This is a genomic window from Chondromyces crocatus, from assembly GCF_001189295.1.
Taxonomy (GTDB): Bacteria; Myxococcota_A; Polyangia; order Polyangiales; family Polyangiaceae; genus Chondromyces; species Chondromyces crocatus.
On record NZ_CP012159.1, the window covers coordinates 7,294,019 to 7,308,182 of the forward strand.

Here is a 14,164-nt window from a genome sequence, read left to right on the forward strand (position 1 = left end):
GAGACCGATGGCTCGAATGCTCCGTCACGACCGCTTCGCCGAACGCGGGCTCGAACACGTGGAGCGCCTCGTGGACCAGCTTCGGCCTCTGGCGCGCCCTCTGTCGACTGACCGGGACCTCGACCCACTCATGGCGCGGATCGGCGACGCGCGCTTCGTCCTGCTGGGCGAGGCATCGCACGGCACCTCCGAGTTTTACACCTGGCGGACCAGGCTCACGCAGCGGCTCATCCGGGAGAAGGGGTTCCACCTGATCGCCGTCGAGGGCGACTGGCCGGACTGTCATCGCGTCGACCGCTACGTCAAGGGGCGCCCAGGGGCTGGCCGAAGCGCGCGCGAGGTGCTCCACGCGTTCGACCGCTGGCCGACCTGGATGTGGGCCAACCGGGAGGTGGAGGCCCTGATCGCGTGGCTTCGCGAGCACAACGGCGGGCTGCCCGACGAGCGGCGCGTCGGCTTCTACGGCCTCGACGTCTACAGCTTGTGGGATTCGATGAGGGCCGTGATCGCGTACCTCGACCGCGTGGATCCGGGCGCGGGGCGCCGGGCCCGCCACGCCTACGAGTGCTTCGCGCCGTTCTCGGAAGATGAGCAGCAATACGCTCGGGCAACGGTGCTCGTGCCGACCTCGTGCGAAGACGAGGTCATCGAGGCGCTCGTCGAGCTGCGCAAGCATGCGCCCGCCTACCGCGGGCACGACGACGAGGCCTACTTCGACGCCGAGCAGAACGCGCTGACGGTGAAGAACGCCGAACTCTACTACAGGACCATGGTCCGGGGCGGTTCGGCGAGCTGGAACGTCCGCGATGGTCACATGGTCGAGACCCTCGAACGTCTCCTGCGGTTCCACGGTCCGACGACCAAGGCCATCGTGTGGGAGCACAACACGCACATCGGGGATGCCCGCTTCACCGACATGGCGGACCAAGGCGAGGTCAACGTGGGGCAGATCCTGCGGCAGCGCCACGAGGGCGAAGGCGTCGTGCTGGTCGGCTTTTCCACGTACCGCGGGACGGTGATCGCGGGGGAGGAATGGGGAGCGCCGATGAAGCGAATGCTCGTCCCCCCGGGGCGCCCTGGTAGCTACGAGGACGTGTTCCACCGGCTGGGCGGGGACGACAGGCTCCTGCTGCTCGGCGACGCCCCCGCGACGCCCGAGCTGCTGGAGCCGCGTGGTCACCGCGCGATCGGAGTCGTCTACCACCCTCAGTACGAGCAGTACGGCAACTATGTGCCGACGGTCCTACCTCGGCGCTACGACGCGATGCTGTTCATCGAGGAGAGCCGGGCGCTGGCGCCGCTACACCTGGTGGAGCGCCACGAACCGGAGGTCCCGGAGACCTATCCGACGGGCATGTGAGGCCCACCGTGAGGGAGGCCTCCTCAGCAGCACCAGGAGGTGGCACGGCGAGAGCAGACGCCTCGGCCGTGTCAGAGCACCAGCTCGTCCTCCGCCTCGTCGCTTTCGGTCGTCGCCCTCTGAAGGCGTCGGCCGAGCAACCGGTCCTGGATGTACTCCGCCAGCTCCGCGATCGAAGGGTGCTCCAGGATGGGGCGGAAAGGCATGTCCAGCTCCAAGGCACGCTGGATCCTGGACGAGAGCTGCATCGCGACCAGCGAGTTGCCGCCGAGGCTGAAGAAGTCGTCGTGGATCCCGAACCGTGACTGACCCAGCACCTCGACGAACATGGCGAAGAGCTGCTGCTCCACGGCGTCCCGCGGAGCGACGTGGGCCCGCTGTTGCTCCTCGCTTCCGTCCGGGAGCACCGCGCGGAGGCTCAGGAGCGCACGTCGATCGATCTTGCCCGCGGGCGTCAGCGGTAGCGCGTCCAGCAGCACGATCTCCGAAGGGACCGAGTAGTCGGGCAGCTTTTGCTGAAGGTACTGGCGAAGCGCAGCGGCCGAAGGGGACGACGCTCCCGGAGCTGCGGGGGCGGCGTGGACGACGGCGTAGGCCACGAGCCGTCGGTCGCCCGGCCTTTCCTCCCGGACGAGGACGGCCGCGTCGCGCACGTCGGGATGGGCGAGCAGGGTGCTCTCGATCTCCTCCGGCTCGATGCGGAAACCGCGAATCTTCACCTGGAAGTCGCGGCGTCCGCAGAATTCGAGATCCCCACCCGGCAACCAGCGGACGAGATCTCCGGTGCGATAGACCCTCCCGGCTCCGAAGGGGTCGTCCAGGAAGCGCGTCGCCGTCAGCTCGGGGAGGTTCAGGTAGCCGCGGCTCACCTGAGCGCCGCCGAGGTAGAGCTCACCGGGGGTGCCGATGGGCGTCGGCTGGAGCCGAGCATCGAGCACATAGGCGAGCGCCGTCGGGAGGGGTCGCCCCACGGGGAAAGGGCTCCCCGCGACACGCCGCTCGTCCCAGTCGCACAGCTTGCAGATCGTGGAGACCGGCGAGCACTCCATGGGGCCGTAGGTGTTCACGAGGGCGGGGTAATCCCCGACGTGCTGGAACCAGGCGTGGACGCGGTGGGTCAGCGCCTCTTCGCCTCCGATGAAGACCACCCGCACGCAGGAAGGCAGATGAAGCTCGTGCTGGACGAGATCCGCGACGAGCAGATGCCAGTAGGCCGTCGGCAGGTGAAGCACGGTCAGCTTCAGTCGCTGGCAGGCCGCGATGAACTGCTCGGGTGAGCTCACGATGCGGTCGTCGCGCAGGACCAGCGTCCCTCCTTGCACCAGGGTCAGGTAGATCTCCTCGATCGCGGTATCGAAGCTCAGCGGAGCGAACTGCAGGACCCGATCCGTGGCCTGGATGCCGTAGGTGGCACACGCCCCCTCGACGAAGGCGGCGAAGGCGCGGTGCTCCATCTGGACGCCCTTCGGTGTTCCGGTCGAGCCCGAGGTGAACATGATGTAGGCCAGGTCCGTGGGTGCCGCGTCGACCGCTGGCGCATCCACAGGGTACTGAGAGACGACAGGCCACTCGAGGTCGAGCGAGAGGCACCGCGATGCCCCCGCCAGGGCCGGCGCGGTCCCCTTGTGCAGCACCAGCGCCGGGCGGGTCTGCTCCAGCAGGACCTCCAGGCGCGCCGGCGGCAGGGTCACGTCGAGGGGCGAGTACGCTGCGCCGGCCTTGAGGACCCCCAGGATCCCGACAATCATCTCGACCGACCGCTCGACGTGGAGACCGACCACGCTACCAGGACCGATGGAGAGGGAGCGGAGATGGTTCGCGAGCTGGTTGCCTCGCTCCTCCAGCGCGCGGTAGGTCAGCACGGGGGTCGTGTCATCCACCCCCATGACGGCCACGACATCGGGCGTGAGCGCGGCGCGCGCCGCGATTTGCTGATGTACGCAGGAGCGCAGCGGAGACTCCTCTGCGCGGTGGTTCCACGCGACGAGGACGCGCTGCCGCTCCGCTTCACCGACGGGCGAGAACTGTTCGTGACGCCCTCCCGGCTGGGCCGTGAGGGCGTCGAGGGTGCGCCGATAATAACCTGCAATCGCCTCGACCTGCTCGTGACCGAGGGTGCTCGCGTCGTAGGTGAGCTGGAGGTTGAGCTGTCCGGAGGCAGGATCCAGGGCGAAGTTCGCCTGAAAGGTCATCTCGCCGGAGGCTCGACCTTCGTGGTCCATGACATCGAGATCGTCGATGCCGGCGAGCCGTCGGGCGACGTGGAAATGAATGAAGTTGAATGCCGTCTCGAAGAGCGGCCGCCCAGCCTTCTTCTGCATCTCCGCGAGCGGATAGCGGCGAAACGGGAGCGACTGTTGCTCTTCCGCGAAGACGGCCTCGCACAGCTCCAGCCAGGTCCCACGGATCACAGCGACCCGCAAGGGCAGCACGTTCAGGAAGTTTCCCGCGAGCTGATCCGCGTCGACGACCTCGGGTCGCCCGTGCGAGCTCACGCCAGCGATCACTTCGGCTTCATTGGTGAGGCGGCTCAGCACGAAGACGTGCGCCGCCAGCAGCACGCTCTTGAGGGGAACCGACGCCGCGTGGGCCACGCTCGCGACACCGGCCGCCAGGGCCTTCGGGAGAGGCACGTCGACGAACCCCGGGCTGGTCTTGTCGACCCGCGAGGCTGGCCAGCGCGGCAAGAGGGCCGGGGGCGGGTCATCGAGGCGCTGATCCCAGAACCGACGACAGGCCTCGTCCGCGAGGGCCGCTCGCTCCAGGGCGACGAAATCCCGGAACGTGGAGGAGAGCGGGCTCTCCGGGATCGTTTCGCCCCGCAGGAGCACGCTGTAGCGCTCGATGATCTCCGTCAGCACGACCGCCAGGCTCCAGCCGTCCAGCAGAGCATGGTGGAGCGACAACGTCAGGTATCCCGTGTCCTCGGAGGTGCGGTGAATGTAGACGCGGAACAGCGGTGGGCAGGTGGCGTCGAAGGGGTTGCGCTGCTCCGCCTCCTGCCAGTCCAGGAAGGCCCGACGCTTCTCGTCGTCGGGCAGGGCGCGCAGATCGTGGAAGAACAGCGGCAGGGAGATCTGCCGGAACACGAGGGCCAGGGGCTCGCTGTAGCTCGCCAGGTCGAAAGCGCTCCGTAGCACCGGGTGGCGCGCCACCACGGAGGCGACGGACTGCCGCCACGCCGCTTCGTCGAACCGAGCGCGAACATGGTGGCTACTCACGCTGTGGTAGACGTGGGTCTCCGCGTCGAGCCCGCCGAAGAACAGCATGGCGAGCTGCACGGAGCCGGGAGGGTGGGCATCTTCGACCCCCTCGGGGATGCGAGGGCGGTCCCTGTCCGACAGGAGACTGAACGGTGTCGTGGCCTGCCGCTCCTCCGAGCGGGCTCCGGCGCAGCGCGCGAGCGCGTAGACCGTCTGGTGCTGGAAGATCTGCTGCAGCGTCAGGGAGACCCCGGCCTTGGCAGCCTTGGCCACCACCTGCACGCTCGCGATGGAGTCCCCACCGAGGCTGAAAAAGCGGTCGTGAACTCCGACCTGCGGCACCTTCAACACGTCACAGAAGATCGCCGCCAGCCGCTTCTCGTCCGGCGAGGTCGGCAAGTCACGCACGGTGACGCGGCTCGTGGTCACCCCGAGGGCGAGCAGCGCCGCACGATCGAGCTTGCCGTGCGCCGTCAGCGGGAGCTGCTCCAGGCCGACGAAGGCCGATGGAATCATGTACTCGGGGAGCCGCTCGGCCAGGAAGCTCCGCAGCGCTTGCTCCTCCACCACAGGAGCCTCCGCACGCCGGGTGAAATAGGCCAGGATCCGTCGGTGGCCCTCCGTCTGAAATACCACGGCCGCCTCACGCACGGCCGGGTGCTGGCACAGCCAGCTCTCGATCTCGCCGAGCTCGATCCTGAAGCCACGCAGCTTGATCTGGTCGTCGACACGACCGAGGAATTCGAGTTCGCCGTCCGCACGCAGACGCGCAAGATCGCCCGTCCGATACAGTCGGCGCCCGCTCCCGGAAGGTGCGAATGGATCGGGAAGGAAACGGTCGGTGTCGAGTTCGGGACGGTTCAGATAGCCACGGGCCACCTGATCGCCTCCGATGTAGATCTCTCCCTGGACCCCCTGAGGGACGGGAGACAGGTGCCGATCCAGGACGTAGAGACGCGTGTTCGGGAGAGGGCGCCCGATGGGCACGGCCCCGATGCCCTGCTCCCCTGAGCCCACCTCGTGAACGCAGCACCCGACGACGGCTTCCGTGGGGCCATACTCATTGATGATCCGGACCGCCGTCCCGGCACTCCGCAGCGCCGAGAGCGACTCCCACTGGAGAGCTTCACCCCCGAGCACCAGCACCTTCGCCGCCCGCGCAATCATCTCGGGGGGGAGCAGCTCACCGAGCAGCGCTAGATGCGCGGGCGTCAGCTTGAGAAATCCATACGGTTCCCCTCGGCGAATTTCCGCTGCCAGGGCTTCCACATCATTGCCAGGGGACAGCAGGCACACCGACGCTCCTTGCAGCAGCGGAGCGAAGAGGCTGGTCATCGTCAGGTCGAAGCCTATCGACGAGTGAACGAGGGCCCCCTTCCCTTCCCCTGCCCCGTAGGTGCGCACCGCAAAGTCCAGGTAACTGGACAGGCCACGGTGCTCGATCATCACGCCCTTGGGGCGCCCCGTGGAACCCGAGGTGTAGATGACGTAGGCCAGGCTCTCGGGGCCCCCGCGAGGGGCCGGCGGATTGCGCGACAGCTTGTCGATGGATGCCCAGTCCGCGTCGACGGCGCAGACCACCGCTTTCTGCTCGGGCAACCGATCCTGGAGGAATGCCTGCGTCAGCACAATGGAGGCCTTCGCATCCTCCAGCATGAATGCGATGCGTTCGCGCGGATGCGTGACGTCGAGGGGAAGAAATGCTCCTCCTGCCTTCAGGATCCCGAGAAGCGCGACGAGCAGCTCCAGGGAGCGCTCCATGTAGAGGCCGACGATACCCTCTGAAGCCAAACCCAGGTCACGGAGATGCCAGGCCAGCTGGTTGGAGCGCTCATCCAACTCGCGATACGTCAGAGAGCGCGCCCCAGGAGGGATCTCCTCGCCTCCAGGGCCCATCGACCCCAGGAGCACCACGGCAGGTGCCTCCGGCGTGCGCTTGGCCTGCACCGCGAACTGCTCCACCACGGACCGGGGATCCACCGGAGCGGCGGAGTCGTTCCACGCAATGAGAAGCTGGTGGCGCTCGTCCTCCGTCAGGAGAGGGAGTTCTTCGATTCTCCGGCTCGGGTCCGACGCGATACCCGAGAGCAACACCTGGAAATGGCCGACCAGCCTCTCCATGGTGGAGACGTCGAACAGGTCGGCGCTGTAGGTGCAGATACCCTCGATACCCCCCTCGTGCTCGCGCAGGTCCATGACCAGGTCGAATCGTGTCGTCTCGATCTCGAAGCGCTCGGCGCGAACCTGCGTGCCCTCCAGGGAGAAGGTGAGAGGAGGGCCGTTCTGCAGGACGAGCGTCGCCTGATAAAGCGGCGAATAGGCCAGGCTGCGCTCGATCTTCGATGCCGAGATGATCTGCTCCAGCGGCAGCTCCTCGTGCTCGTAGGCCTGCTGCAAGGCGGAGCGAATCTGCGAGAAGAACTCGATGAACGTCGGGTTCCCCGCCAGCATCGCCCGTACGGGGAGCGTGTTGTTGAACATCCCGATCATTCGCTCCAGTGCGGGGAGCTTGCGGCCAGCGATCGGGATTCCGACGACGATGTCTTCCTGCCTGCTGTGACGTGCCAGCAGTACGAAGAACGAAGCGAGGAGGGACATGAACAGCGTCCCTTCGGCACGGCGGCTGATCGCGCGCAGCAACGCCGTGGTCTCCGCGTCGACGTGGAACGAAACGCTTCCCCCGCGATGCCCCTGTACGGCCGAACGGGGACGGTCCGTCGGCAGTTCGAGGAGCGCAGGAGCGCCCTCCAGGTGCTTCTTCCACCATGCCTTCTGTCGGGTCAGACGCTCCCCGCCGAGCACTGCCCGCTGCCAGAGGGCGAAGTCGGCGTACTGAATTTCCAGACGCTGTAGCCCTGAGGGCTGGTGACCCGCGAAGGCTGCATAAAGCGACGAGAGTTCGCCATAGAGGAGACCAATCGACCAGCCATCGGCGGCGATGTGATGCAGCGTCACGAAGAGAACATGCTCGCGCTCTGCGAGTCGAACCAGCGCGGCACGCACCGTCTGGTCCCGCTCCAGATCGAAGTGCCGCGTCGCCTCCTCGGTCGCCATACGGCGCAGCACTTCCCCCTGGGTCGCCTGAGGTGCCTCACGCAGATCATGTACAGGGATGGTGACGGGCCGCGCGGGAACGATGCGCTGTGATGCCTGTCCTTCTTCGGACGAGAAGACGGTCCGGAGGGACTCGTGACGCTCGACGATCTCGGAAAACGCCTGCTCGAGTGCGGCGAGGTTCAGCGGCCCCACGATCCGCCAGGCTGCAGGCAGGTTGTACACCGCCCCGGAGCCGAGCTGCTCGATGAACCACAACGACTGCTGGGCGAACGAAAGCGGTAGCAGCTCGCTGGCGCTTTCCGGTCTCCGCGAGAGAGGCGGGAGCCCAGCCGTCGGCCTTTGCTGCCGCAGCCCAGCGAGCACCGCTTCTTTGTGCTCCCGCAGGTCTTTCAGGAGCTCTGGCGTCAGGACGCCTTTGGGGGCGCTGTAGGCGAGCTTTCCCCCCTCCTCCCAGAGCTTGACCCCGAGCCCATTCAATCGATCGAGCAGACCGGCGAGCGTCGTCATCGCAGCGATTTTTCCTGAAAGAAGCCACAGCCTTCGTACAGCAGCTTCACCGCCGCCATGGAGGTCACATCGGAGATGTCGAGAGGCGGGCTGACCTCGACGATATCCATCGCCCTCACGGGAAGCTCGGCGTAGATGATGCGCATGAACTCCATGCATTCGCGCATCGAGGGGCCACCGTGCACTGGCGTGCCCGTCCCTGGAGTGCACGACGGGTCGATCCCATCCACGTCGATGCTGAGGTAAACCGCGGAGACGCCTGCGAGCTGGGCGGCAACATCCCGTGCGACCGCCTCGATCCCACGCCGGTACACCTCGCGCGCCGTATGCCACCCGATCTCGGGGTGCTCCGCGTAGTACTGCAGCTCGTCGACCATGTGCGAGCGCAACCCCACGAAGGCCAGGTGGCGGTGATCGAGACCCGCCTGCTCCAGGTTTCGCCTGGCCGTGCATGCGTGGCTCCAGGGGTGGCCGTCGTATTCGTCGGCCAGGTCGGGGTGCGCGTCGAACTGGATGTACCCGACCGGCCCGGGGAATCGTCGCGCGAATGCCTTGAACAGCGGAATCCCCACGCTGTGATCGCCTCCCAGGAAGAGGGCGAGCTGATTCTCGTTCAGCACCGTGAGCGCCCTCTCCTCGACGGTGGAGAAGTAGCGCGCCCAGTCGAGATCGGGGCCGACATCGCCATAGTCGAAGATGGGCAGCACCAGGGGCACGCCCTCCTCCGAGATCCGGGCGAGCCGTGGCATCAGGCTACGGATCCGCTGCGGCGCGAGCCGCGGTCCGCCTTGATAGCTGACCCCATTGTCGAACGGGACGCCCATGAGCCCTACCCGGATGCCATGGTCCTCGACCGGGGCATTGGACAGGGCGCGGTACTGACCGAGCTGCTGCATCGACCGCTCTCCCCTCAAGACCCGCGCTTGCGGAGCAGGTAACCGACCTCCATACCGGTCGAGTCGACCTCTGGATCGGTGAACTCCTTTGCCACCACCTCGAGGTCGCACTCGGCAAAAACCCCTTCCCAGAAGGACGGCGTCTCCAGCCGCTGCTGCGTGAAGGGATGCGCGAGGTAGTAGGGGTTGTAGTAGGCAAGACCGAGCCCATGCTGCATGAGCTGGGGAGAGTCGAGCTGCTGGTCGACCTCGATGATGATGAGGTGAAGATGGGGGAAACGCTCCACCATCTGGGTGAGGAATGCCCGCACGCCGGCTGGCCCTTCCTGCCCCAGGATCTCGTGGAGGACGAAGCCGAGCACCACGAAGTCAGGCTCGAAGCTCGACGGCGCGTGCAGGAAGGCGCCTGCCGAAGCGTTGACGATGTGGACGCGATCCTGGAGCCCATGGCGGGCGATCATCTGCTCCGCCTCCCGGCAGCTCTCCGCGCTCGGCTCCACCCCCCACGCTTGCTGGATCTCGGGCAGCGCCTCGCAGAACTCGACCAGGTACCGCCCATTCCCGCAGCCCATGTCGAGGAGCCGCGTGCATCGCCCAGGGACCTTCGCCATCAGCTTGCGCGTCAGCGGGATGGCGTCGTGACGGCTGATCCCGCAGCTACCGTTCCCGACCTGCGCCAGGTTCCTCGACGCCCAGCCAGAGCCACGCGACAGCTTCTCGCCGATCTGCATGTACGTCTCGTCATAGCCCCCCACGAACATCGTGTACCAGGGCCTGAACTCCTCGATCTTGCGCGCCTTGTCAGCGAGGCTGAACTTCCCGTCGACCTCCGACAGATACCCTTCGTTCCGCAGGTAGCCGAGGAACACGCGGAGTCGGTCTGGCTCCATGGCCTTGCGCTCTGCGATCGCCTCGATGGCGAGGCCGCCCTCCGCCAGCAACAGGTCGAACAGACCCGTCTCGAAGAGGTGGTAGATGTTGATCGAGAGAACGTACTGCCTCAGCGGCTGGATCCCCTCGATCAGTCTGGCCTCGAATGACTCCGTCAAGCTCATCTTGTCCTCAGTGATAACGTTGCAAATAGGAGGCAATTCTTCGCAATCCCGGCTCGATGTGCGCCTGGGGTGCGGCATAGTTGACCCGCAGAAACCGGGGGTCGGGCGTCTGGAAATCACTCCCGGGGGCGACGCCGACAGCCAGATTGCGTGCCAGATCGATCGCCACGCGGCCCGAGTCCCGCTCGTACGAGGAGATGTCGATCAGCCCGTAAAGGCTCGCACGCGGCGCGGGGCAGAGCGATAGCCCCAGAGATTCGGCGACCTGGGTGAAGCATTGCCACCGCTCCCTCAGGAGCGCCCTGTGCTTCGACAGCAGCTCGCCCCGATGCTCCAGCAACGCCTCGCAGATCTCTTGCCCGGCCCAGCTGCTGCTGAAGCTCGTCGTCGCCTTCACGTCGGCCACGAGGCCCATGTACGTCTCGGGGACGATCAGATAGCCCACGCGGAAGCCCGCAAGCGAGAGCGACTTCGAGAAGCTGTTGACGATCATGTGCCTGTCGGAGAACGCGACGGCGCTCGGGATCTGCTCGTCGGAGAGCGCCAGCGACTGATAGACCTCATCGAAGATCACAGGCACGTCCAGCGATGCAATCGCCTCGAGTTCGGCAGCTTCCAGCACGGCCCCGTGCGGGTTGCTCGGCGAATTGACGATGATGGCCTGCGTCCTCGGCGTGATCTGTCGCGCGAGCTGCTCCACGTCCAGGCAGTTGCGCTCGTTCAGGGGAGCAAACCTGCACTGGACACCGAACATGTGCGCGAGGCAGCGGAAGGGAGGGAAGTGAGACGCCGCGAGGATCACCTCTCCTCCAGGCTCGGTCAGCATGGCGAATGCCAGCAGCAATGCCTCGGTCGCCCCTGCGGTGATGCAGACCCGCTCGGGCTGGAGGTCGTACCCGTACTCCTCCCGGTAGACCTTGCAGATGGCTCTCCGCAATCCCGGGCTCCCGTTCAGACCCGCATAGGGTGCGACCCTGGCCAGGTCTTCTCGCGTCATCGCGACATCCACATGCTCGAAGGGATTGAAGGACGAGCTGGCCTGGCAAAAATTGATGGGCTCGAGCGCGCCGCCTCCATGAGCGCCCAGCTCGATCATGATCCGATCCATGGTCAGCGCAGGGTAGGGTTTGTGATGACGTCGCATGCTCCGTTGCTCCTGCCGCTCGTCGTCCGAGCGCGCTCGGTGAGCGATTCGCGCAGAATCGCTCCTGTGCGTGAACCTAGCCCTTCGATGATTCCTCGCGTCGACTCCGGGTTCGCCCGCAATCGCTGCGCATTCGCCTAAAGAACACCGACATCCATGTCCTCCACAGCCTCGCTGGCATACGAAGTCGGCTCTCCCAGTCCCACGAGGAGGCGCCGGGCGCCGGCGAATGGGTTTCGCGCATGTGCCACCAGCACGTTGTCCAGGAGCAGAATGTCGCCTTTGCGCCACGGGAAGACGACCTCCAGCACGCCATAGAGGTCGAGCACCTGCTGCACGTGTTCCTCGGGGATCGGCGAGCCATCGCCGAACGTGCATCCCCGCGGGAAATCCTCCTCGGCCATCAAGCTCCCCAGCGACGCGCGGGTCCCCTCGGCCAGTGCGGCCACGTGCCAGTGCTGCATCTGGTTGAACCAGGACCACTCGCCCGTCGTCGGGTGTGGAATGGCCGCCGGGCGCACGGCGCGCGTCCTGAGCTGACCCCCTGCCCTCCACTCGTACTCCACCTGCTCCGCTGCGCAGATGTGCTCCACCTCGGCACGATCCGCCGTGCCGAAGACCTGCTGCCAGGGCAGGCCGAGCGCCTCGCCGAAGTTGCGGATGTACATCACCCCCTTCCGCAACCACACATCGCGGAGTCCAGGATCGAGCTCCCGGAACATGCGCCGGCTGTCGACCAGAGGCGTCTCGCCCCCCGAATCCGCCGGGATCTCGCAGCCGAACACGAGCTTGCGCGGCCAGACGCGGTTGAACGAGTTCTCGTTGTGCCAGAGCAGCTTCTGTTTCGCCGAGTAGGCGACTGGCGTCTGAACGCGCCCGCTCACGGTCACGTGCTCCGGGTTGCTGGTCAGCAGCGTGCCACAGAGGGCCTCCGCCGCCCGCTCGAACACCTCGGCCCCTGCGGCTTCCCCACCGAAGAAACCCCGGAACAAAAGCGCGCCGTGCTGGACGAGCGCCTCATCGAGCAGCGCGCGATGCACCTCGATCCAGGAGACCAGCGGCACCGCCAGCGCCTTCGGCGTCAGCACGAGTGGAAGCCCGCCGGATGCCTCCCGGAAGGACCCCACGACCCCCGTTGCTTCGAAGCTTCCCGGACCACGGCTCATGACGACGCCCCCTCGTCAGCGTCTCCCCCCACCTTCGTGCGCCCCTTCAGCGCGGCGCCCGCCTCGATCGACAGGATCTTCCCGTCAGCGAGCTTCACGACCCGATCGGCGCAGTGGAAGTAGCGGTCGTCGTGGCTCACGGCGATCACCGTCTTCCCCTTCTTCTGAAGTTCCGGCAGCAGCTCCTCGTAGAAGTACTTGCGGAACTCGGGGTCCTGGTCGGCAGGCCACTCGTCGAAGACATAGATCGGCCGGTCCTCGAGGAGCGCCACGATCATCGCCAGGCGCTTCTTCTGGCCCGTGGACAGGTTGCGACGGGTGAACCGGTCTGCCTTGAACGCGGTCTTGTCCTCCAGCTGCATCTGCACGAGCAAGGGCTGCACCTCGGCCTCGTCGGTGCCGAGGAGTCCGTAGAGCTTCGCGAACAGGTGGAAGTCCGAGAAGATCGCCGAGATCTGCTCGCGGTACACCGCCACGTTCTTTCCGCGGACGGGAATGCCATCCGCGGACAAGCGCCCCCTCGTCGGTGGATACAGGCCGGTCAGCACCTTCAGGAACGTCGACTTCCCGCTCCCGTTGCCGCCGACGATGAACAGCACCTCCCCAGCGGAGACGCTCAGGCTCATCGGGCCGATCCGGAACGATCCCCCGTTCCCGTTTCCCTTTTCGGTCGGGTACTCGTACTCGATGTCTTCCGCCTGGATGGCCTGAATGGCCCCCTTCCACGGATCCACGGGCTCCTGACCAGGGGCCGTATCCTGGATGGCCGACGCGAGCTTCGCTTCGAGGGTCTCGATCTGCCCGAGCGCGACGTTGCAGCGAACGTAGGCGGGGAACCCGCCGACCACGCCCCCCACGGGCCCCCAGATGAACATCCCGGCAGCCACCAGGCTCTTCACGGTCGAGGCGTCGACCTCGGCGTGCGCGGGGAGCACGAAGACGAGCGCCCCGATCAGCGCGAAGAGCAGGATGTTCGCGAAGATCCAGTGATCGTTGAACATATAGGCGGCCTTCAGCGTGGAGTCGCGCAGCGCCTCGCCGGTCTCGACGATCTCCTTCCGCAGGTCGCTCCCGCGGCGCCGGCTGAATTTGACCTCCTTGAAGCCCCCCAGCAGATCCATGAGCGTCTCGAAGAAGACGAGCCGCTTCTGGGCCGCACGCATGAGGTGCTCGCGCACCTCACGGTGCATCGACATGTACACCGTCATCCCCGTCCCCAGGACGAAGACCATCATCACGAACGCCGGCGCCGAGAGCGAGACGAGGTAGAGCGTCGCGAAGAGCAGGATGCACACCGACTGCAGCAGGTTGGCGAGCAACCCGGAGGAGTCGGAGATGATCGTCATGTTCTCGGTGATCCGGTCGTTGATCTCCCCGACGCCGATGCGCTCCAGCTGTTCGAGTTCGGCGCGCTCGACCCGATCCACGATCCGGATCTTGATCCTGAGCAGCGCGTTCTGGACGATCTCCGCCAGCCGGTTGTACGTGTACCGGGCGCCGTAGCCGTAGATTGCGACGGCCAGCACGAACATCACGAACGAGCGCACCGCCGAGTCGCCAGGGTTCTCGGCGGCGAGGTTCGCGAACCCCAGCACGAGCGCGTTCGCGCCGCCTGCCAGGCCCGCGGACACCAGGATGCGGCGCCTCCCATCCGCGGCCTCCTTGCGCAGCAGTTCCAGGATCGTCATTCCCGTCCCCCCGCAGCCATCGCACGCCACGAACTCGTCGGAGATGCTGAGCGCCCCGAGGTGCCACGACGAACGAACGAACAGGCCC

7 protein-coding genes are annotated in these 14,164 nt (G+C 66.5%); 1 reads left to right on the forward strand and 6 read right to left on the reverse strand.

Going from position 1 to position 14,164, the window contains the following annotated elements:
- Positions 1–16 precede the first annotated feature (16 nt).
- Complete coding sequence (locus CMC5_RS26470) at positions 17–1,360, forward strand: erythromycin esterase family protein (RefSeq protein WP_050433025.1); 1,344 nt, start codon at positions 17–19, stop codon at positions 1,358–1,360.
- Between the two features lie 71 nt (positions 1,361–1,431).
- On the opposite strand, the gene CMC5_RS26475 is transcribed toward CMC5_RS26470, so the two are convergent.
- From CMC5_RS26475 to CMC5_RS26500, 6 genes are all read right to left on the reverse strand, one after another.
- Positions 1,432–8,127, reverse strand: coding sequence for a non-ribosomal peptide synthetase (locus CMC5_RS26475; RefSeq protein WP_050433026.1), 6,696 nt, complete (start codon positions 8,125–8,127; stop codon positions 1,432–1,434).
- Positions 8,124–9,023, reverse strand: a complete 900-nt coding sequence (locus tag CMC5_RS26480; protein ID WP_050433027.1) for an arginase family protein — start codon at positions 9,021–9,023, stop codon at positions 8,124–8,126. Before CMC5_RS26480 ends, CMC5_RS26475 begins: the two co-directional genes overlap by 4 nt.
- 14 nt (positions 9,024–9,037) lie before the next feature.
- Positions 9,038–10,072, reverse strand: coding sequence for a 2-ketoarginine methyltransferase (locus CMC5_RS26485; protein WP_218920070.1), 1,035 nt, complete (start codon positions 10,070–10,072; stop codon positions 9,038–9,040).
- 13 nt (positions 10,073–10,085) lie between these two features.
- The gene (locus CMC5_RS26490; RefSeq protein WP_050433029.1) at positions 10,086–11,222 is read right to left on the reverse strand and encodes a pyridoxal phosphate-dependent aminotransferase; all 1,137 of its coding nucleotides are present in this window, start codon (positions 11,220–11,222) and stop codon (positions 10,086–10,088) included.
- Positions 11,223–11,359: 137 nt separating this feature from the next.
- Positions 11,360–12,388 carry a TauD/TfdA family dioxygenase gene (locus tag CMC5_RS26495; RefSeq protein WP_050433030.1) on the reverse strand — a complete coding sequence of 343 codons (1,029 nt, stop codon included), beginning with the start codon at positions 12,386–12,388 and terminating at the stop codon, positions 11,360–11,362.
- Positions 12,385–14,076, reverse strand: coding sequence for a cyclic peptide export ABC transporter (locus CMC5_RS26500; protein ID WP_050433031.1), 1,692 nt, complete (start codon positions 14,074–14,076; stop codon positions 12,385–12,387). Before CMC5_RS26500 ends, CMC5_RS26495 begins: the two co-directional genes overlap by 4 nt.
- Between the last annotated feature and the right edge of the window lie 88 nt (positions 14,077–14,164).

Bases quoted from the DNA above. Each gene is read 5' to 3' on its own strand.
- CMC5_RS26470 (WP_050433025.1), top strand. From the start codon at position 17: ATGCTCCGTCACGACCGCTTCGCCGAACGCGGGCTCGAACACGTGGAG.
- CMC5_RS26475 (WP_050433026.1), bottom strand. From the start codon at position 8,127: ATGACGACGCTCGCCGGTCTGCTCGATCGATTGAATGGGCTCGGGGTC.
- CMC5_RS26480 (WP_050433027.1), bottom strand. From the start codon at position 9,023: ATGCAGCAGCTCGGTCAGTACCGCGCCCTGTCCAATGCCCCGGTCGAG.
- CMC5_RS26490 (WP_050433029.1), bottom strand. From the start codon at position 11,222: ATGCGACGTCATCACAAACCCTACCCTGCGCTGACCATGGATCGGATC.
- CMC5_RS26495 (WP_050433030.1), bottom strand. From the start codon at position 12,388: ATGAGCCGTGGTCCGGGAAGCTTCGAAGCAACGGGGGTCGTGGGGTCC.
- CMC5_RS26500 (WP_050433031.1), bottom strand. From the start codon at position 14,076: ATGACGATCCTGGAACTGCTGCGCAAGGAGGCCGCGGATGGGAGGCGC.